A 20187-nucleotide genomic window follows, 5' to 3' on the forward strand; every position below is an offset into this window, starting at 1 on the left:
TGCATCAGCGGCAGCGGGTCTCGGGGAACAGCAGGTCGACGAAGCGGGCGGCGGTCGGCTGGGGTTCGTGGTTGGCCAGCCCCGGCCGCTCGTTGGCCTCGACGAAGACGTGCTCGGGCCCGTCGAGGTCGGGGACGAGGAAGTCCAGGCCGGTCACCGGGATGCCGATGGCTCGGCTGGCCCGGACGGCGGCCGCGGCGATCTCGGGGTGCAGCCGGTCGGTGACGTCCTCGATGGTGCCGCCCGTGTGCAGGTTCGCCGTCCGGCGGACGCGGATCCGCTCCCCGGCCGGCGGGACGTCGTCCATCGCCCAGCCGGCCTCGGCGACGACGGCGGCCGTCGTGTCGTCCAGCGGGATCCGCGACTCCCCGCCGGTGGCCCGCTCCCGGCGCCGGCTGGTCCGGCGGATCAGCGTCGTGACGTCGGAGACGCCGTCGCCGACGACCGTGGCCGGCCGGCGCACGGCGGCGGCGACCACCTCGGAGTCGATGACGACGACCCGCAGGTCCTCACCCACCACCAGTTCCTCGACCAGCACGTCCGGGCAGTGCTGCCGCGCCAGCGCGACCGCCGACCGCAGGCCCGCCTCGTCCCGGACCCCGACGGTGATGCCCTTGCCCTGCTCCCCGCGGGCCGGCTTCACCACCAGCTCGCCGAACGGCGCGAGCAGGGCCAGGGCCGGTCCCAGGTCGTCCCCGGCCACCTCGGCGCCGACGGGGACGCGGACGCCGGCGCCCTCCATGATGCGGCGGGTGACCCGCTTGTCGTCGCAGCGGCTCATGGCCACGGCCGACGTGAGCTCCGAGAGCGACTCGCGGGTCAGCACGCTGCGCGCGCCGAGGGAGAACCGCATCTCACCGTGGGCGGCGTCGGTCACCTCGACCCGGATGCCCCGGCGCAGCGCCTCGTCGGCGAGGATCCGGGCGTAGGGGTTGAGCCGGTCGAGCCCGACCGGACCGGGGACGAACAGCGGCGCGTTCACCGCGTTGCGGCGCTTGACCACCAGAGCGGGCACCTGGCGGAAGCCGAGCTTGCGGTAGAGCGCGATCGCGGGCGCGTTGTCGTGCAACACCGAGAGGTCGAGGTAGTTGCGCCCTCGAGCGAGGTAGCGCTCGGCGAGCACGCGGACCAGCGCCTCCCCCGTCCCCGGCGGGGCCTCGCCCGGGTCGGCGGCCAGGCACCACAGGCTGCTGCCGCCCTCGGGGTCGCCGAACGCGCGGACGTGGTCGACCCCGGTGACCGTGCCGATGACCCGCCCGGTGCGCCGGTCCTCCGCCACGAGGTACCGGACCGTGCGGGTGGAGTGGTTGTGCCACACGGTGGCGGGGTCCCCGGGGACCATGCCGGCGCGCGTGATGATCCGCTCCATCTCGGCGACGTCGTCCGGGCAGGTCACCGTGCGCACGAAGACGTTCTCGACCAGCTCGCGGCGCGGGCGGTACCGGTGCAGGTCCAGCCGGAAGGTGAGCGAGGGGTCCAGGAACAGCTCGTCGGGCGCCAGGCCGAGCAGCACCTGGGGGTCCCGCGGGTAGATGCAGATGTCGCGGCGGCCCTCGGCCTCCCCGTGCAGCACATCGACCAGCCGCTGCGGGTCGGCGAACGTCTGGCCGAACACGAGCCGACCCCAGCCGAGGTCCAGGGCGGCCTCGGTGTCCATGCCGCGCAGCTGGTGCTCCGACGGCGGGTGCCAGGGAGTACCGGTGATCGTCGGGACGGCGCTCAGCGGCCGCCGGCGGAGATCAGGCCGCGCGACCACGGGACATCTCCCCGCCGTGCTGCGCCCCTCGTGGGCCGGAGGTCGGACGAGGCGTACTGGTCCACACGATGTGCTGCCACCCGGAGTCGTGTCCGGCCGTGGGCGGCGTGCTGCACCCCGGCCGAGCTGGGAGACCATGCCCGGTCCGACGCGGACGAAACACATTCGTAACAAATCATCGCCGACCGCAGGCGCCCGACGACCGCGACGGGGTCCGGGGTCGGGCGGGGGCCGACACCCCGCCGATCCGCCCGGCCGGAGGATGACCGGGTGCGCGCGGTGGTCAGCAGGGTCGGGACGGCGGCGGTGACGGTGGACGGCGCGGTCGTCGGGGAGATCGGCCGGGGACTGCTGGCCCTGGTCGGGGTGGGCCGCGGGGACGACGCGGAGCGGGCCCGGGCGCTGGCGCGCAAGGTGCACGAGCTGCGGATCTTCCCCACCGAGGCCGGTGCCCGCTCGGTGGGCGACCTCGGCCTCCCGGTGCTCGTCGTGAGCCAGTTCACCCTCTACGCCGACACCCGCAAGGGGCGCCGCCCCTCCTGGGCCGACGCCGCCCCCGGTGAGCTGGCCGAGCCCCTGGTCGAGGAGGTGGTCGCCGAACTGCGCCGCCGCGGCAGCGAGGTGGCGACCGGCGTGTTCGGGGCCCGCATGCTGGTGTCGTCGGTCAACGAGGGGCCGATGACGTTGCTGCTGGAGGTCTGACCGGCGTCCTGCCGGGGTATGGGGACGTGACGCGACACACGCCCTGTGCGTTTGCTGGGAAACAGGCATTCGAGGAACACCCGACCCCGTCGGGGCCGTTGGACAGGGCGTACCACAGGGACACACAGAGCGGGGGCTCACCGGCTGACCCGAGCCGGCCGAGCGGCCCGACCCCCGACGCCCGGGGTGCACCGTCGCCCATCGACGACCGACGGTGTGCATCCGATCCGAAGGCAAGGACGAAGACAGATCGTGACGCTGCTGCAGTCTTCCACCACCGACACCCTCGAGGTCCGCTCGCCGCGCCGCGAGCCGGACACCAGCGGCCTGGTGTCGACCGACCTGGTCCGGGTGTACCTCAACACCATCGGCAAGACGGCGCTGCTCACCGCCGAGCAGGAGGTCGAGCTCTCCAAGCGGATCGAGGCCGGCCTGTACGCCGAGCGCCTGCTCGCCGAGCGGCAGCTGACCCCTGCCCTGCAGCGGGACTACAAGGCGCTGGCCGCCGACGGCAAGGCCGCCAAGCGGCACCTGCTGGAGGCCAACCTGCGCCTGGTCGTCTCGGTGGCCAAGCGCTACACCGGCCACGGCATGACGTTCCTGGACCTCATCCAGGAGGGCAACGTCGGCCTGATCCGGGCGGTCGAGAAGTTCGACTACACCAAGGGCTTCAAGTTCTCGACGTACGCGACGTGGTGGATCCGCCAGGCCATCACCCGCGCGATGGCCGACTCCGGCCGCACCATCCGGCTGCCCGTGCACCTCGCCGAGCAGGTCAACAAGGTGGTGCGCACCCGGCGCCGGATCCACCAGGAGCTCGAGCGCGAGCCCACCGCCGAGGAGCTGGGCCTCGAGCTCGACATGACCCCCGAGCGGATCACCGAGCTGCTGGAGTACTCCCGCGACCTGGTGTCGCTGGACCAGACCGTCGGTGCCGACGAGGAGTCCCGCCTCGGTGACTTCATCGAGGACGCCGACGCCGCGGTCGCCGAGGACGCCGTGGCCTTCCAGATGATGAAGGGCGACGTGCGCAACGTGCTCTCCACGCTGGAGGAGCGGGAGCGCGACGTGGTCGTGCTGCGCTTCGGCCTCGACGGTGGCCAGCCCCGGACGCTGGAGCAGATCGGCAAGCAGTTCGGTCTCTCCCGCGAGCGGGTCCGTCAGATCGAGCGCGAGACGATGGCCAAGCTGCGCGACCCGCAGCGCGCCGACGCCCTGCGCGACTACCTCGCCTGACGAGGGCCCCTCTCCCGGAGGGGGCGACGACGAGAGCCCGTCACCACTCGGTGACGGGCTCTCGTCGTCCCCGGGCGTTGACACCGCGGACGTCGCACGCCAGGCTCGTGTTCAACCGATTGGTTGACAAGGAGGCGGTCGTGGCGACGACGGTGCAGCGGTGGCGGCAGCTCGCGGACGACTTCGGACGGCGGGTCGACGGCGTGCCCGCAGAACGCTGGGACGACCCCGCACCCTGCGCCGGCTGGGTGGCCCGCGACGTTGTCCGGCACGTCGTCGAGTGGATGCCGGCCCTCTACCTCGGCGCCGTGGACCGGCCGCTCCCTGCCGGTCCCTCGGTCGACGACGACCCGGCCGGTGCGTGGCGGGCCGCCGACGCGGCGATCCGCGAGCTGCTGGAGGACCTCGCCACGGCCCGGCGCCCCACCACGACGCGTGCGGGCGAGATGCCGCTGGAGGACCTGGTCGCCATGACCGGCTTGATGGACCTCCTCGTGCACGCCTGGGACCTCGCCCGCGCCACCGGCCAGGACGAGGCGCTCGACCCGGCCGAGGTGTCGGGCTTCCTCGCCGGCATCGAGCCCTGGGACACCGCGCTGCGCAGCAGCGGCCAGTTCGGGCCGCGGGTCCCGGTGCCCGACGACGCCGACGAGCAGACCCGGCTGCTGGCCTTCACCGGCCGGCGACCCTGAGCCCCGGCCGGCCCCGGTCGCCGGCTAGACCCCCGGCGCGCGCATGCGGCGCGGACCGGGCTCCACGCGGGCGGTCGGCGGACCGACCCGTGCGGTGGCCCCGGCCACGACCAGCGACCGGCCGCCGTGCCAGGGGTTGGGCGGGCCGACGATGACCGGCTCCAGGGCCAGCTGCAGCACCTCGGGCAGGTCGTCGGCCAGCCGTGCGACCCGCAGCAGCAGCTCCTCCAACGCCGCGACGTCGACCGGCTCGGAGCCGCGGTAGCCGTTGAGCAGCGGCCACGCCCGGGGCGCCCGCACCAGCTCGGCGGCGTCCAGGTCGGTCAGCGGCAGGGTCCGGTAGGCGCGGTCACCGAGCAGGTCGGTGGCCACGCCGCCGAGGCCGAAGCTGACCAGCGCACCGAAGGACGGGTCGTCGACGATCCCCACGACGGTGGCCACCCCGGGTGCGGCCATCTCCTGCACGATCACCGGGTCGCCCGACGGGATCGCGGCGTACGCCGAACGGACCGCGTCGGCGTCGCCCAGGTCCAGCCGGACCCCGCCGAGGTCGGAGCGGTGCCGCAGCCACGGGGCGGTCGACTTGAGCACCACCGGGTAGCCGATCTCCTCGGCCGCCGCCACCGCGGCCTCCGCGTCGCTGACCGTGCGGGTGCCCAGCAGCGGGATGCCGTAGGCGGCCAGCAGCGCGATGAGCTCGTCGTCGGTCAGCGCCCGGCCGTCCGGCGCCGAGGCCAACGCCGACAGCACGACGTCCCGCGCGGCCTGCTCGTCGATCCCCTCGAGCTCGGGGACCTCCCCGACCGGGCGACGCTGCCAGGCCGCGTACTGCGCCGTCTTGGCCAGCGAGATCACCGCCCGCTCGGGGGTGGAGAACGACGGCACCGACCCGCGGGCCGGCGTCCCGTCCTCCCCGGGGACGGCGAGCTCCGGCGGGATGCCCTCGGTGGAGAGGAAGCTCGCCACCACCGGCTTGTCCGCCGTCTGGGTGACCTCCAGCAGCGCCCGGCCGAACTCCGCGGACCCGGAAGGGCGGGTCACCGGCGGCAGGAACACCGCGACGACGGCGTCCACGCCCTCGTCGTCCACGGCGTCCTGCAGCGCGGCCCGGAACTCCTCCGCCGTCCCGGCGGCGCCGATGTCGGTGGGCGCCTCGTGGGCCAGCCGCAGGCCGTGCTCGAGGACGGCGTCGCTGACCAGCCACCCCATGGCGGTGGAGTTGCCGACCACGGCGACCCGGTCGCCGGCCGGCAGCGGCTGGTGCGCCACCAACGTGCCGACGTCGAACAGCTGGGCCAGGGTCTCGACCCGGATCACCCCGGCCGAGGCGAACAGCGCCGCGACCGACTCCTCGGGCACCGCCACCGAGGTCCCGGCCAGGCCCTCGGTCATCCGCACGTGCCGGCCGCCCTTCACCGCCACCACCGGCTTCATGCGCGCCAACCGGCGGGCCAGGCGGGCGAACTTGCGGGGGTTGCCGAAGCTCTCCAGGTACAGCAGCACCACCTCGGTGCCGGCGTCGGTGGTCCAGTACTGCAGCAGGTCGTTGCCGCTGACGTCGGCCCGGTTGCCGGCGGAGACGAAGCTGGACAGGCCGATGTTGCGGCTGCGCGCCCGCTCCAGCAGTGCCGAGCCCAGCGCGCCGGACTGCGCGAAGAAGCCCACCCGCCCGTGGCCGGGGATCCGAGGCGCCAGGCTGGCGTTCAGCCGCACCCCCGGGTCGGTGTTGACGATGCCCAGGCAGTTGGGGCCGACGACCCGCATGCCCGAGGCGCGGGCCGCGGCGACCAGCTGCCGCTCGCGGACCCGGCCCTCCGGGCCGGACTCGCCGAAGCCGCCGGAGATCACGACCAGCCCGCGGACGCGCTTGCGCCGGCACGCCTCGACCACGTCGGCGACCTCGTCGGCGGGCACCGCGAGGACGGCGAGGTCGACGTCGTCGGGGATGTCCTCGATGCCGGCGTAGGCCGGCACGCCGCGCACGTGCCGGGTGCCCGGGTTGACCGGGTAGATCGGGCCGCGGAAGCCGTAGTCGAGCAGGTGCCGCAGGACGGCGTGGCCGATCTTGTCCTCGTCGTTGCTCGCGCCCACCACCGCGACCGACGACGGCGTGAGCAGCCGCGCGATCGACCGCGACTCGCTGCGCTGCTCCCGCTCGTAGGCCACCTGCAGCGCGGTCTCGGTCGGCGCGATCGGGAAGGTGAGGTGGACGACGCCCTCCTCGTAGGACCGGGTCGGCGTGTACCCGGCGTCGAGGAAGACCCGCACCATCCGGTTGTTCTGCGCGAGCACCTCCGCGACGAAGTTCTCGATGCCCCGTTCGCGCGCGGCGGCGGCCAGGTGCTCGAGCAGCACCGAGCCCAGCCCGCGGCCCTGGTGGGCGTCCTCGATCAGGAAGGCGACCTCGGCGTCGTCCGTGCCCGGGTAGCGGTCGTAGCGGCCCACGCCGATGACCTGGTCGCCGAGCACCAGGACGAAGGCGACCCGGGTGTCGTGGTCGACGTGGGTGAAGCGGTACAGCTCCTTCTCCGACAGCCGCTTCATCGGCCCGAAGAAGCGGTAGTAGCGGGTCTGGTCCGAGCTGCGGTCCATCAGCCCGACCAGGCCCTCGGCGTCCTCGGGGCAGATGGGGCGCAGGTGCACCGTGCCGCCGTCGGCGGCGATGATGTCGGCCTCCCAGTGGGCCGGCGGCTCGGGCGGCGGGGCGTCCCCCGCGGGGGCCCTCGGGGTCTCGGTGCTCTGCTCAGTCACGGGGGTCGTCCGGGTCCAGGCCGAAGTAGGGGAACGTGGCGGTCCGGGTGCGGGTGATCGCCCGGTCGACGCGGGACTCGGTGAACGGGTCCCAGTGCGCGAAGCCGGTGTAGCCGCCCTCGGTCATGTGCGTCGGCGGACGGGCGCGCAGCCCGCGGCGGACGACGTCCTCGCGCCACGACTCGGGGATCTCGGTGGCCGGGTCCAGCGGGGCGCCGGCGGCCTCGGCGATGAGGTGCGTCCACGCGCGGGGCACGCAGCGGACCAGGCCGTAACCGCCTCCACCGAGGGCGATCCAGCGGCCGTCGCAGATCTCGTGCGCCAGGTCGTGGACGGCGCGGTAGCTGGCCCGCTGCCCGTCGACGGTCAGGTCGAGGTCGGCCAGCGGGTCCTCGTGGTGGGCGTCGCAGCCGCACTGGGTCACCAGGATCTCCGGGCGGAACGCCTTGAGCAGGCTGGGCACGACGGCGTGGAAGGCCCGCAGCCAGCCCGAGTCGTCGGTGCCGTTCGGCAGTGCCAGGTTGACCGCGCTGCCCAGCGCCGTGTCCGGGGCGCCGGTCTCCTCGGGGAACCCGGTGCCCGGGAACAGCGTCAACGGCGTCTGGTGGATGCTCACGGTCAGGACGCGGGGATCGTCGTAGAAGGCGGCCTGCACGCCGTCGCCGTGGTGGACGTCGAGGTCGACGTAGGCGATGCGCTGGTGCCCCTGGTCGAGCAGCCACGTGATGGCCACGGCCGCGTCGTTGAAGACGCAGAAGCCCGACGCGCGGTCGCGCATCGCGTGGTGCAGACCGCCGGAGATGCTGACCGCGTGCTGCGCCCGGCCGCTGTGCACCTGCTCGGCGGCGAGCACGCTGCCGCCGGTGATCAGCGCCGCGGCGTCGTACATCCCGTCGAAGATCGGGTTGTCCGGCGTCCCGAGGCCGTGCCCCACCCCCGGGTCGGTCGGGGCACGCTTCACCGCGTCCAGGTAGGCCGGGTCGTGCACGCGGGTGAGCAGGTCGACGTCCGCCGGCGTGGGCCGCAGCACCTGCAGCCGGTCGGTCTTCAGGACGCCGAGGCCGTCCGCCAACCGCATCGTGAGGTCCAGCCGGACCGGGTGCAGCGGGTGGTCCCCGCCCATCGTGTAGCCGAGCAGCGCGTCGTCCCAGACGACCGCGACCGAGTCACTCACGGGACACTCCTCGACGGCGACGACGATGTCCCCGGCGACGCTACCGTCGGTACCGCGACGGCGTCCCGACGACGGCCCGCCGCGTCAGCCGGTGCACGCGCCCTCTCCCCGTACCATCAGGGACGACACGGAGGAGACCTGTGAACGACCTCATCGACACCACGGAGATGTACCTCCGGACGATCTTCGAGCTGGAGGAGGAGGGGATCGTCCCCCTCCGAGCCCGCATCGCCGAGCGGCTGCACCAGAGCGGCCCGACGGTGAGCCAGACGGTCGCCCGGATGGAGCGTGACGGCCTGTTGACCGTCGAGGGCGACCGGCACCTGCAGCTGTCCGAGTCGGGGCGCCAGCTGGCCACCGCGGTGATGCGCAAGCACCGGCTCGCGGAGTGCCTGCTGGTCGACGTCATCGGGCTGGACTACGCCGACGTCCACGAGGAGGCGTGCCGCTGGGAGCACGTCATGAGCGAGGCCGTCGAGCGCAAGCTGCTCACCCTGCTGGGCAACCCGACGGTGTCACCGTTCGGCAACCCCATCCCCGGCCTCGACGCCCTCGGTGGCGAGACCTCGGCGGTGCTCGACTCGCTGACGCTGCTGTCGACCACGGCCACCCCCGAGGGGCGCCGCGTGGAGATCAAGCGGATCAGCGAGAACCTCCAGGAGGACGGCGCCCTCATGCGCGAGCTCGCCGCGAAGGGCCTGCGACCGGGCATGACCGCCGTGGCCCAGCTGACCGCCGGCTCGGTCAGCCTCGACGGCACCGTGCTGCCGATGGGCGTGGCCCAGCACGTGTTCGTCAGCGCCCTCGACGAGGAGCTCACCCCGGTCGAGGCGGCTCCCCGCCTCTGAAGGAGGACCCCGTCCTCCCCACCCCTCGCGAGCTCGGGGCGGTGCCCTGGACGGGGCCACGGCGAGCCCCTGGACGGGGCCGATCCGGGACGGAGCCGGAGACCCTGCAAGGGGGCCTCGCTCACCCGGCTCCTACCGTGGGCCGGGTGAGCGAGCCCTCCGACGCCCCTGCCCCACCCTCCCCCTTCGCCGACCTCGCCGCCTTCGTCGCCCTCCCCCGGGTCGCCGGGCTGGCCCTCTCCGCCGACGGCCGCCGACTCGCCGTGGCGGTGCAGACCCTGGACCGCGAGAAGACCAGGTGGCAGTCCGCGCTGTGGGAGGTCGACCCGGAGGGACGGCGGCCGGCCCGCCGCCTCACCCGCAGCGCCCCTGGCGAGTCCACGCCGGTGTGGGCGTCCGACGGCTCGCTGCTGTTCACCTCCGCCCGCCCGGACCCCGAGGCCGGGTCCGGTCCGGAGGGGGGCGCGGAGGACCCGAAGCAGGCGCTGTGGAGCCTGCCCTCCGACGGTGGTGAGGCCCGGCTGGTGCTGACCCACCCGGGCGGGATCGGGACCGTCGTGGTCGCCTCGGACACCGGCGAGGTCGTGGTCACCGCCTCGGCCATGCCCGGCGCGGTCGACGCCGAGGCCGACGCCGAGCGCCGGAAGCGGCGCAAGGAGGCCGGCGTCACCGCGATCCTGCACGAGGCCTATCCGGTGCGGCACTGGGACGCCGACCTCGGCCCCGCCACCCCGCACGTCTTCTGGGCCGGCGCGCTCCCCGCCGACCCCGACGCCGGCGCCGAGCGCCCGGCGGTGGGGCTGCGCGACCTGACCCCTGACGCCGTCCCGCCCAACGGTGCCGGCGGCGACCTGCACCTCTCTCCCGACGGCCGGCTGCTGGTGCGTGTGGAGACGGTGCCCGACGGCCCGGCGGGCCAGCGCGACCGGCTGGTCCTGGTGGAGACCGCGACCGGCCAGAGCCGGGCCCTGGTCGACGACCCGCTCGCCGACCTGTCGGCGCCGCGCTTCTCCCCCGACGGCAGCGCCGTGGTCTGCGTGCGGGAGTCGATGTCGACCCACGACGACCCACCGGACTACACGCTGCTGCACGTCGACGTGGCCACCGGCGCGGCGCGGGAGCTCACGCCCGGCTTCGACCGCTGGCCCTCCGCGCCGCAGTTCGGCGCGGACGGGACCACGGTGTACTTCCTGGCCGACGACGGCGGCCGGCATGCGCTGTTCCGGGTGCCGGCCGAGGGCGGGGAGCCGGTGCGGATGACCACCGACGGCGCCTACAGCGACCTGCAGGTGGCCCGCGACGGCAGCGCCCTGTACGCGCTGCGCTCGGCGTACGACGAGCCGCCGGCGCCGGTGCGACTGGACCCGCAGGCCACCGGCCAGCACCCCGAGCCGCTGCCCAACCCGGGCACGCTCGGCACCCTGCCCGGCAGCCTGCACGAGGTCGAGGCCACCGCCGCCGACGGGACGCCGGTGCACGCGTGGCTGGTGCTGCCCGAGGGCGCGTCGGCCGAGAACCCGGCGCCACTGCTGCTGTGGATCCACGGCGGGCCGCTGATGAGCTGGAACTCCTGGTCCTGGCGCTGGTGCCCGTGGGTCATGGCCGCCCGCGGCTACGCCGTCCTGCTGCCCGACCCGGCGCTCTCGCAGGGCTACGGGCAGGACTTCGTCCGCCGCGGCTGGGGAGCGTGGGGCGAGGCGCCCTACACCGACCTGATGGCGGCCGTCGAAGCCGTCGAGCAGCGGCCCGACGTCGACGAGACGCGCACCGCGGCGATGGGCGGCTCCTTCGGTGGCTACATGGCCAACTGGGTGGCGACCCAGACCGACCGCTTCCGGGCGATCGTCACCCACGCCAGCCTGTGGGACGTGGACTCGTTCGTCGGCACCACCGACGCGGCCTACTACTGGGAGCGGGAGTGGGGCGACCCGCTGCGCGAGCCGAAGCGCTACGAGCAGAACTCCCCGCACCGCTACGCCGACGCCATCCGCACGCCGATGCTGGTCATCCACGGCGACCGCGACTACCGGGTGCCGATCGGCGAGGCGCTGCGGCTCTGGTACGACCTGCAGAAGCGGGGCGTGCCATCGCGGTTCCTCTACTTCCCCGACGAGAACCACTGGGTCCTCACCCCCGGCAACGCGCAGGTCTGGTACGAGACGGTGCTGTGCTTCCTGGCCGAGCACGTCCACGGCGAGGGATGGGAGCGCCCCGAGCTGCTGTGAGGCCCGCTCAGCCCGCGGCCCAGACCTCGTCGGGGTCGGCGCTCACCTCGGCCAGCATCGCCCGTAGCCCCGCCGGGGGCAGGCAGGCGGCCAGCCCGTCCGCGAGCAGCCTCGCGAGCGTGTAGGTCGGGCGGCTGTCCAGCGCCCGCTCCAGGGCGATGTCGGCCATGGCGCCGTCCCCGCGCAGCCACGCACTGACCGCGAGCAGCGTGGCCGGCGCAGCGTCGAGCGGGGCCGGGGCCCGGCGGGTGCACTCGGTCCACAGCAGCTCGGCCGCGGCGGCGTCGTCCCCCAGGGCGAGGGTGAGCGCCCGGTCGCGCACCCGGACGTCGGCCAGCGCCCACAGCACGCCGGCCACCTCGCGGTCGGGCAGCCGCCCGCCCTCGGGTGGGCGGCAGCGCCGCACGGCCCGGAGCACGGCGTCCCAGGAGTGGCGGGCCTCGGCGTCCGGGTCCGCCCGCGCCGCGCGTGCCCGGCGGTCCACCAGCCGCCACGTGGCCGTCTCCATGGCGGCGCGGGCCGGGCCGTCGAGCGGCGCGATCCGCGCCTCGAGCGCCGCACGGTCCGGCGCGACCACCTGCCCGGCGGCGGCCGACGCGGCCGCGAGCGCGGAGACGCCGCCGGGCAGCGGCGCGCCGGCGCCCGGGGCGCAGCACGGCTCAGGGCAGTCGTAGGACCACCAGCGACCGCCGCGCACCAGGAGGGTGTCGCGCACCGGGATGTCCAGCCCCGCCAGCGCGACGACGGCGTCGTGCACGACGTCCCGGTGCGGCAGACCGGCCAACACGTCGCCGCCGGGCAGCGACCCGCGCTCGTCGGGGGCCTCGGAGACGACCGCGACCACCACGCCGGCGGGGTCGTCGGTGGCGACGCTGCGGACCAGCGCGGTGACCACCGCGGCCGAGGTGCTCCGGGCCGGCAGGTCGGCGCGCACGGTCAGGCCCACCCGGTTGCCGGTCGGCCCGCCGAGCGCGACGAGCACCACCGACTCGTGCGGGTGGAACCCGACGAGGTAGGGCAGCGCGGCGGCGAGGTCCGCGGAGTCGGAGAGGGACACCAGGGGGCGTGTGGGGTCGTCCATGCGCCCGACCCTCGCCGCCGTCCCCACCCGGGGCGGCCCCGCGGCAAGATCTGTGGACCGGCCGGGCGACTGTGGACGCCGGCCCCGTCGGCCCCTGCAGGGTCCCCGGCCCCGTCCCGGCAGGCGCCGTCCAGAGGCTCGCCGCGAGCCTGCGAGCGGTGAGGGGGACGGGGTCCTTCTCCGAGTGGCGAGGGGCAGGGGGCCCTTCGTCAGTCCAGGGCCCCGGCCTGCACGTCGTACGCCTGCTCGAGCAGCGCGGTGAAGGCCGCACGGTCGGGCTCGGCGCCCTCCCGGTCGCCGGTCGCCAGCGTCACCACCCGGTCCCCGTCCCGCACCAGCCCGACCAGTCCGGAGGCCTCTCGCTGGGCGCCACCGGGCTCCGTGGCCACGACCCCCACCGACACACCCACCGTGGCGTCGCCGAGGTCGGGGACGTCGAAGGTCGTCAGGTCGACCGTGGCGCTGCCGTGATCGGGCGAGCTGACCGTCACCTGCGAGCACTCGGCGACCAGCTCGGGCACCCGGCCGACGAGCTCGGCCGCGGGTCCGGCCACGGCCAGCAGCTCGGCGGTGTACGTCGTCCCCTGGACGGCGACCTGCGCGGCGAGGTCCTCCGCGGCCGGCGGCTGCGGCACCGGCAGCGCCCGCAGGGCCGCGGTGCACGACTCGGGCGTGACCTCGACGTCGGCCGGTGACCCCATCCCGGCCAGCGCTTCCTGGGACAGCCGCTCCCCGGACACCGGGAAGACCCGTGCGTCGGGGCCGAACGCCTCGGCGGGCAGCAGCCCGGCGGCCAGGTCGGTGCCGGAGGGGGTCGCCGCGGCGGCCTCGGCGGACGGCGTCCCCGTGGCCACGGCCTCCCGGACGTCGGCGCCGGAGGCGCAACCGGTCAGGACCGCACCGGCGACCAGGCCCGTGGCGAGCAGGGCGGCGCGGCGGGCGCGGGGGCCCTCCCGCAGGGTCCCCGGCTTCGTCCCGGGGCCCTCCCCGAACGTGGGAGGGGTGGGGACGGGGTCCTTCGTCATGCGGCCGACGGTAGCCCCGCGCTGGGCCGCGTGCAGGTGCCTCAGACCTCGTACTGCACGGCGCTGCGCGCGGCGAGGATCGGCTTCACGTGGTCGGCGATGACCTGCAGGTGCACCGGGTGGTCGGCGTAGCGCCGCCAGGCCTCCACGTCGGGGAAGTCGGCGACCAGGGCGGTGTGCGCGTTGCCCTCGCGCAACCCGGCGTCCGGGCCGACCGCGAAGGAGGTCATCCCGCCCACCTCCTCGGGCAGCCGGCGCAGGGCGGCCAGGGTCTGCTCCCGGCGCTCCTCGTCGGCGTCGTCGGACCAGGTGAAGAGGACGACGTGGCGCAGCACGACCACGATCCTGTCAGGGCCCGCCGGAGCCGCGCAGCCCGGCACCGGCGAACCGGTGAGTAACGAGCCTGGTTAGAGTCGCCGACCATGGGACGGCCGCTGCGCATCGCACTGCTGTCCTACCGCAGCAAGCCGCACAGCGGCGGCCAGGGCGTCTACGTCCGGGCGCTCTCCCGCGAGCTCACCGCCCTCGGCCACGGGGTCACCGTGTTCAGCGGCCAGCCCTACCCCGAGCTGGACGACGGCGTGCCGCTCGTGCGCGTGCCGAGCCTGGACCTCTACCGCGAGCCCGACCCCTTCCGCACCCCGCGGCCCTCGGAGTTCCGCGACCGGATCGACCTCCTCGAGTACGCCACGATGTGCACGGCCGGTTTCCCCGAGCCGCTGACCTTCAGCCTGCGCGCGGCCCGGCTGCTCCTTCCCCAGGCGCCGTCCTACGACCTCGTCCACGACAACCAGTGCCTCGGCTCCGGCCTGCTGCGACTCACCCGGGCCGGCGTGCCGACCGTGGCCACCGTGCACCACCCCGTGGCCATCGACCGCGACCTGGAGCTGGCCGCCGCTCCGTCGCTGCGCCGCCGGCTCAGCCTGCGCCGCTGGTACGGCTTCACGCGCATGCAGGCCCGCGTCGCCCCCCAGCTGGACGGCGTCACCACCGTCTCGGAGAACTCCCGCCGCGACATCGAGACCCACCTCGGCGTCCCGGCGGAGGCCATCCGGGTGGTCCCGGTGGGCATCGACCCCGACGTCTTCACCCCACCGCTGGCCGACCGGCCTCGCGACCCGCACTCGATCGTCGTCACCACGAGCGCCGACGTCCCGCTCAAGGGGCTGGTGCACCTGCTCGAGGCGGTCGCCAAGCTGCGCACCGAGCGGCCGGTGCGGCTGACCGTCGTCGGCACCCCGCGGCCCGGGGGGCCTGCGGAGACGGCCCTCGACCGGCTGGCACTGCGGGACGCCGTCCGCTTCACCGGCCCGCTGCCCGAGCCGGACCTGGTCCGGCTGCTGCAGACCGCCGCCGTCGTCGCGATCCCCTCGCTGTACGAGGGCTTCTCGCTGCCGGCGATCGAGGCCATGGCCTGCGGCACCGCGCTGGTCACCACCGACGCCGGGGCGCTGCCCGAGGTGGTGGGCAGCAAGGCCGGCCTGCGGGTGCGGGCCGGGGACGTCGGCGAGCTCACCGCGGCGCTGCAGCTCGTCCTCGACTCGCCGTCCCTGGCCGACCAGCTGGGCCGGGCCGGGCGGCGCCGGGTGCTGACCTCCTACACCTGGCGGTCGACCGCCGAGCGGACGGCCGAGTGGTACCGCGAGGTGCTCGAGCGGAAGGGATCGTGAGGACGACGGGCGAGCGAGCACCGCTGCGGGCTGGGGGCACCTCCCGCTCGCGGGGGACACGGAGCCGACAGGTCGTGAGCATCGCAGCGAGCACCAGCGAGCGACCGCGGGGGCGACCCATGTCGTCGACCGAGGAGCGGAACGAGCCCGGGGTCGAACCGAGGGCACGGCCTTGCTGACCGTGGACTACGACCGGCTGGACCTGCGGCCGGGGATGACCGTCCTGGACCTGGGCTGCGGCGAGGGCCGGCACGCGTTCGAGGCCTACCGGCGCGGCGCGCGGGTGGTCGCGGTCGACCGGGGCGCGTCCGAGGTCGAGACGACGAAGCGCTGGCTGGGCGCCATCGCCGACGCCGGTGAGGCCCCGGCGGGTGCCCGCTACGAGGTGGTGCGCGCCGACCTGCTGGCACTGCCCTTCCCCGACGCGAGCGTCGACCGGGTGATCGCCTCGGAGGTGCTCGAGCACATCCCCGACGACGCGACGGCGATGGCCGAGATCGCCCGCGTGCTCAAGCCCGGCGGCACGGTCGCGGTGACGGTGCCGCGGTACGGGCCCGAGCGGGTCTGCTGGGCGCTGTCGGACGCCTACCACGCCAACGAGGGCGGCCACATCCGGATCTACCGCGGCGACGTGCTGCGCGCCCGGCTGTCCGCCGCCGGCCTGGTACCCGGCGCCCAGCACCACGCGCACGCGCTGCACGCCCCGTTCTGGTGGCTCAAGTGCGCCGTGGGCGTGGAGCGGGACAGCGCCGCCGTCCGCGCCTACCACCGGTTGCTGGTGTGGGACCTGACGCGGCGGCCGTGGCTCACCCGCGCCGCCGAGCGGCTGCTGGACCCGGTGATCGGCAAGAGCCTGGTCGTCTACGCGGGCAAGCCGGCGGGAGCGGCTCCGGCGAGCGAGACCGAGCTGGAGGCGACCGCTGTCTGAGCTCCCGGAGCTGCCCGGCGTGCTGAGCGGGGAGCAGGTGCGCGCCACGGTCGCGGCGATCGCCGCCGAGCAGGAGGCCGACGGCGCGCTGCCCTGGTTCCGCGGCGGCCGGCTCGACCCGTGGGACATGGTGGAGGCCGCCATGGCCCTCGACCTCGGCGGCGAGCACGCCAGGGCCCGCGCGGCCTACCGCTGGCTGGCCCGCCGGCAGCGGCCGGACGGCTCGTGGGCGTCGGAGTACCGGGACGGCGCCGAGACCTCCCCCGCCGCGGAGAGCAACCACGCCGGTTACCTCGCGGTCGGGGTCTGGCACAGCTGGCTGCTCACCCGCGACCACGAGCTGGCTGCAGCGGCGTGGCCGGCCGTGCGCCGCGGCCTGGACCTGGTCACGCGCATGCAGCTGCCCGGCGGCGCGGTCGGCTGGGCACTGCGCCCTGACGGCACCGCCGACGACACCGCGCTGCTCACCGGCAACGCCAGCCTGTTCCAGGCGCTGCGCTGCGGGATCGCCCTGGCCGGCCTGCTCGGGGAGCCGCAGCCGGACTGGGAGCTCGCCGCCGCCGACCTGGGCGCCGCGCTGCGCACCCGGCCCGACGCGTTCGCCGACCGGTCGCGCTACTCGATGGACTGGTACTACCCGGTGCTCGGCGGCGCGGTCACCGGCGAGGACGCCGACGCCCGGTTGGCCGCCGACTGGGACCGCTTCGTCGTCCCGGGGCTGGGCGCGCGCTGCGTCGCCGACCGTCCGTGGGTCACCGGAGCGGAGACCTGCGAACTGGCGCTCGCGCTGGCCGCCGCCGGGCGGCCGGACGCCGCCCTGGAACAGGTGGCCGCCATGCAGCACCTGCGGGCCGACGACGGCTCCTACTGGACCGGCTACGTCTACCCCGACGACGCCCGCTGGCCGGTCGAGCGGACGACGTGGACCGCGGCGGCCGTCGTCCTCGCCACCGACGCCCTCTCCGGCGCCACCGCGGCCTCGGGCCTGTTCACCGACCCGGGCGCGCTGCCCGCGGCCGGGACGGCAGGCTCACCGGAGACCACGGATTGGCTGCCCGGCCGCGCGGGAAGGGTGCTGCCGTGAGCAGCCATCCCCGCCCCGGCGACGTGGCCGTCGTCGTCATGAGCCAGAACCGCCGCGAGGACCTCCTGCGCACCCTGCCGCGCCACGAGGCGCCGGTGGTGCTGGTGGACAACGCCTCCACCGACGGCACCGTCGACGCGGTGCGGGAGACCCTGCCCGAGGTCACCGTCGTCCCGCTGGAGCGCAACGTCGGGTCCTACGCGCGCACCCTCGGCGTCGAGCGGGCCGGCACCGAGTTCGTGGCGTTCGCCGACGACGACTCGTGGTGGGCGCCGGGCGACCTGGCCCGCGCGGTGGAGGTCATGCGCGCGCACCCGCGGCTGGCGGTGCTCAACGCGCGGATCCTGGTCGGCCCCGAGGAGCGGCTGGACTCGTTCTGCACCGAGCTGGCGCGCAGCCCGCTGGGGACGCCGGACGACCTGCCCGGCCCGGCGCTGCTCGGCTTCATCGCCTGCGGCGCGATGGTGCGCACCGAGGCCTTCCTCGCCGTCGGCGGCTTCGACCCCGTGGTCCGCTTCCCCGGCGAGGAGGAGCGGCTCTCGCTGGACCTGGCCGCCGCGGGCTGGGGCATCGCCTACGTCGACTCGGTGACCGTGCACCACCACCCGTCGCCGCGGCGGTCGGCACCGGAAGGGCGGCGGACGGCCATCTGGCGCAGTCGGCTGCTCACCGCGGTCATGCGGCGTCCGTGGCCGCAGGTGGCCGGGCTCGTGCTGCAGGCGCTGCGCACCGGGGCGCCGGAGCGGCACGGGCTGCTGCGCGCCCTGCCGGAGGTGCCGGCCGCCCTGCGGCGCCGCCGGGTGGTCCCGGGGCACGTCCGCGCCGACCTGCGCGTGCTGGCCGAGGCCGCGGCATGACGGCGACGGAGCCTGCCGTCACGGCCGGCCTCCCTGCAGGGCCCCGGCGCGAGCCTGCGAGCGATGGGGGGCAGGGAGGTCCTCCTACGGACCCGCGGGTGTCGGTCGTCGTGATCACCCACCAGCGCCGCGACGAGGTCCTGCTGGCGCTCTCCCGGTTGGTCGCGCTGCCCGAGCAGCCGCACGTCGTCGTCGTCGACAACGGCTCCACCGACGGGACTGCCGCGGCGATCGCCGAGCGGTTCCCGCAGGTGGAGCTGGTCGCCAGCCCGCGGAACCTCGGCGCGATCGGCCGCAACGTCGGCGTGGCCCGGGTCGACACCCCCTACGTCGCCTTCTGCGACGACGACACCTGGTGGGACCCGGGCTCGCTGCGCACCGCGGCCGACGTCCTCGACGCGCACCCGCGCCTGGCCGTGGTGACCGCGCGCATCCTCGTCGAGCCCGGCGGCCGGGAGGACCCGATCGTGCCCGAGCTGCGCGACTCCCCCGTCCGCGGCGCCGACTGGCTGCCCGGGCCGGCGCTGGGCTCCTTCCTCGCCGGCGCGTCGGTGGTGCGCCGGCAGGCGTTCACCGAGGTCGGCGGCTTCTGCGAGCGGCTGTGGCTGGGCGGTGAAGAGGAGCTGATGGCCGGCGACCTGGCCGCCGCCGGGTGGGAGCTGTGCTACCTGCCCGCGCTGACGGTGCACCACCAGGCGTCGAAGGCGCGTGACTCCCACCGCCGGCGCCGCGACGGCATCCGCAACACCCTCTGGACGACGTGGCTGCGCCGTCCCGCCCGCCCGGCGCTGCGCCGCACCGTGCACCTGCTGCGGACCCTGCCCCGCGACCGGGTGACCGCCCAGGGCCTGTGGGCGGCCGCCCGCGGGATCCCCTGGGTGGTGCGCGAACGGCGGGTGCTGCCCTCGCAAGCCGAGGCCCGCTTCGCCGCGCTCGAGCACGCCCAGCGCACCTCCACCGCCCGCCGCTACGTCAGCTGACCTCGTAGGCATAGGAGGCAATACCCACGTCCACAGCGCCCGGGGCGTATGCATTGCCTCCTATGCCCGAGGTATCCGTGGCGGCTCAGGTCGCGCAGTGGATGCAGGTGCGCGCGGCGGGGCGGGCGGCGAGCCGCTCGGGGGCGATCGGCCGGCCGCAGGTCTCGCAGACGCCGTAACCGCCGGCTGCGCGCCGTTCCAGGGCCGCCTCGACGTCGGCCAGCCGACGCTGCGCCGACGCGAGCAGTGCAGCGACCTGCTGCCGCTCGAAGGCGATGGTCGCGCCCTCGGGGTCGTGCTCGTCGTCGGCGTTGGACTGCCTCGACGCGTCGACGACCTGGTCGAACTCGCGGGTGAGCGCCGCGATCTGCGCCCGGGTCGCGTCCCGCTCCGCCTCGAGCTGGCCCCCCTGCAGGGGCCCCGGCCCCGTCCCGGGTCGGCCCCGTCCAGAGGCTCGCCGCGAGCCTGCGAGCGGTGGGGAGGACGGGGTCCTCCTCCGAAGGGCGGGGAGGACGGGGTCCTCCTCCGAGTGGCGGGGGGCGGGGGGGTCCTCTGTCACCGCAGCCTGCGCAGCAGCCGCAGTGAGCCGGTGCCGGGCAGCTCCTCGAAGTCGCCCGAGTCCATCACGCGCGTGTAGACGCCGTAGGGCGCCTGGCCGCCGTCGGCCGGGTCGGGGAAGACGTCGTGGATGGCCAGCGTGCCGCCGACGGCCAGCTTGGCCACCCAGGCGTCCTGGTCGCGTCGGGCGGACTCCTCGGTGTGCGAGCCGTCGAGGAACAGCAGCGCGAGCGGGGTCGCCCACAGCGGCGCCAGCACCTCCGAGCGCGCCACCACCGCGATGACGACGTCCTCGGCGCCGGCGTCGGCGATCGTCCGGCGGAACCGGGGCAGCGTGTCGAGCAGCCCGACGGCCGGGTCGACCAGTGACGGGTCGTGGTACTCCCAGCCCGGCTGGTGCTCCTCCGAGCCGCGGTGGTGGTCGACGGTCACCACCTGCCGGCCCGTCTCGCGCGCCGCGGCGGCCAGGTACAGCGCCGACTTCCCCATCCAGCTGCCCACCTCCAGCAGCGGCCCCGGGACGACGACGGTGCGGGCGGCCTCGTACAGCGCCGTCCCCTCGTCGTCGGGCATGAAGCCGGGAGCGGAACGGGCGGCGTGCAGGAGGTCCGGGGTCACCC

18 protein-coding genes are annotated in these 20187 nt (G+C 75.5%); 10 read left to right on the plus strand and 8 right to left on the minus strand.

The genetic code is table 11. The features are described from left to right. Positions 1-4 precede the first annotated feature (4 nt). Positions 5-1756: an N-acetylglutaminylglutamine synthetase gene (gene ngg / locus ACU610_RS11865; RefSeq protein ID WP_446767912.1), complete on the minus strand. Its 1752-nt coding sequence runs from the start codon at positions 1754-1756 to the stop codon at positions 5-7. A 270-nt stretch (positions 1757-2026) separates the two neighbouring features. Here ngg and dtd point away from each other — a divergent pair, with 270 nt between their 5' ends. The 3 genes from dtd (at position 2027) to ACU610_RS11880 (ending at position 4386) form a co-directional block, all read left to right on the plus strand. After that, positions 2027-2458 (plus strand): D-aminoacyl-tRNA deacylase, encoded by a 432-nt coding sequence (gene dtd, locus ACU610_RS11870; protein ID WP_446767913.1) that lies wholly within the window; start codon positions 2027-2029, stop codon positions 2456-2458. A 252-nt stretch (positions 2459-2710) separates the two neighbouring features. Further along, entirely contained in the window at positions 2711-3694 is a 984-nt protein-coding gene (gene sigB / locus ACU610_RS11875) for an RNA polymerase sigma factor SigB (protein WP_446767914.1), read from the plus strand. A 140-nt stretch (positions 3695-3834) separates the two neighbouring features. Then, positions 3835-4386 (plus strand): TIGR03086 family metal-binding protein, encoded by a 552-nt coding sequence (locus ACU610_RS11880; RefSeq protein ID WP_446767915.1) that lies wholly within the window; start codon positions 3835-3837, stop codon positions 4384-4386. Positions 4387-4410: 24 nt separating this feature from the next. Here ACU610_RS11880 and ACU610_RS11885 read toward each other — a convergent pair whose 3' ends face one another. Together ACU610_RS11885 and ACU610_RS11890 are read right to left on the minus strand one after the other, a co-directional pair. Continuing rightward, entirely contained in the window at positions 4411-7137 is a 2727-nt protein-coding gene (locus ACU610_RS11885) for a bifunctional acetate--CoA ligase family protein/GNAT family N-acetyltransferase (RefSeq protein ID WP_446767916.1), read from the minus strand. Continuing rightward, positions 7130-8311, minus strand: a complete 1182-nt coding sequence (locus ACU610_RS11890; RefSeq protein WP_446767917.1) for an acetoin utilization protein AcuC — start codon at positions 8309-8311, stop codon at positions 7130-7132. The genes ACU610_RS11885 and ACU610_RS11890 overlap by 8 nt, the downstream gene beginning before the upstream one ends. 140 nt (positions 8312-8451) lie before the next feature. Here ACU610_RS11890 and ACU610_RS11895 point away from each other — a divergent pair, with 140 nt between their 5' ends. Further along, positions 8452-9159 (plus strand): metal-dependent transcriptional regulator, encoded by a 708-nt coding sequence (locus ACU610_RS11895; RefSeq protein ID WP_446767918.1) that lies wholly within the window; start codon positions 8452-8454, stop codon positions 9157-9159. A gap of 146 nt (positions 9160-9305) precedes the next feature. Continuing rightward, the gene (locus ACU610_RS11900; protein ID WP_446767919.1) at positions 9306-11384 is read left to right on the plus strand and encodes a S9 family peptidase; all 2079 of its coding nucleotides are present in this window, start codon (positions 9306-9308) and stop codon (positions 11382-11384) included. A 7-nt stretch (positions 11385-11391) separates the two neighbouring features. Here ACU610_RS11900 and ACU610_RS11905 read toward each other — a convergent pair whose 3' ends face one another. The 3 genes from ACU610_RS11905 to ACU610_RS11915 form a co-directional block, all read right to left on the minus strand. Next, positions 11392-12465 carry a DUF4192 domain-containing protein gene (locus tag ACU610_RS11905; protein WP_446767920.1) on the minus strand — a complete coding sequence of 358 codons (1074 nt, stop codon included), beginning with the start codon at positions 12463-12465 and terminating at the stop codon, positions 11392-11394. Between the two features lie 209 nt (positions 12466-12674). Continuing rightward, a complete protein-coding gene (locus ACU610_RS11910; RefSeq protein ID WP_446767921.1) occupies positions 12675-13490 on the minus strand; it encodes a hypothetical protein in 816 nt (271 codons plus the stop codon). Positions 13491-13531: 41 nt separating this feature from the next. Then, positions 13532-13825, minus strand: coding sequence for a Dabb family protein (locus ACU610_RS11915; protein ID WP_012949601.1), 294 nt, complete (start codon positions 13823-13825; stop codon positions 13532-13534). Between the two features lie 87 nt (positions 13826-13912). On the opposite strand from ACU610_RS11915, the gene ACU610_RS11920 reads away from it, so the two are divergent. The 5 genes from ACU610_RS11920 (at position 13913) to ACU610_RS11940 (ending at position 19009) form a co-directional block, all read left to right on the plus strand. Beyond that, complete coding sequence (locus ACU610_RS11920; protein ID WP_446767922.1) at positions 13913-15160, plus strand: glycosyltransferase family 4 protein; 1248 nt, start codon at positions 13913-13915, stop codon at positions 15158-15160. Positions 15161-15341: 181 nt separating this feature from the next. Then, entirely contained in the window at positions 15342-16088 is a 747-nt protein-coding gene (locus ACU610_RS11925) for a class I SAM-dependent methyltransferase (protein ID WP_446770720.1), read from the plus strand. A 19-nt stretch (positions 16089-16107) separates the two neighbouring features. Further along, positions 16108-17172, plus strand: a complete 1065-nt coding sequence (locus tag ACU610_RS11930; protein ID WP_446767923.1) for a prenyltransferase — start codon at positions 16108-16110, stop codon at positions 17170-17172. After that, a complete protein-coding gene (locus ACU610_RS11935) occupies positions 17169-18029 on the plus strand; it encodes a glycosyltransferase family 2 protein (RefSeq protein ID WP_446767924.1) in 861 nt (286 codons plus the stop codon). Before ACU610_RS11930 ends, ACU610_RS11935 begins: the two co-directional genes overlap by 4 nt. A 98-nt stretch (positions 18030-18127) precedes the next feature. After that, positions 18128-19009, plus strand: a complete 882-nt coding sequence (locus ACU610_RS11940; RefSeq protein ID WP_446767925.1) for a glycosyltransferase family 2 protein — start codon at positions 18128-18130, stop codon at positions 19007-19009. A gap of 85 nt (positions 19010-19094) precedes the next feature. Here the strand turns inward: ACU610_RS11940 and ACU610_RS11945 are convergent, their stop codons facing one another. Both ACU610_RS11945 and ACU610_RS11950 read right to left on the minus strand, forming a co-directional pair. Next, positions 19095-19568 carry a TraR/DksA family transcriptional regulator gene (locus tag ACU610_RS11945; RefSeq protein ID WP_446767926.1) on the minus strand — a complete coding sequence of 158 codons (474 nt, stop codon included), beginning with the start codon at positions 19566-19568 and terminating at the stop codon, positions 19095-19097. Next, positions 19565-20185, minus strand: coding sequence for a class I SAM-dependent methyltransferase (locus ACU610_RS11950; protein ID WP_446767927.1), 621 nt, complete (start codon positions 20183-20185; stop codon positions 19565-19567). The genes ACU610_RS11945 and ACU610_RS11950 overlap by 4 nt, the downstream gene beginning before the upstream one ends. Positions 20186-20187 lie beyond the last annotated feature (2 nt).

It is taken from the genome of Geodermatophilus sp. URMC 61 (assembly GCF_052931555.1).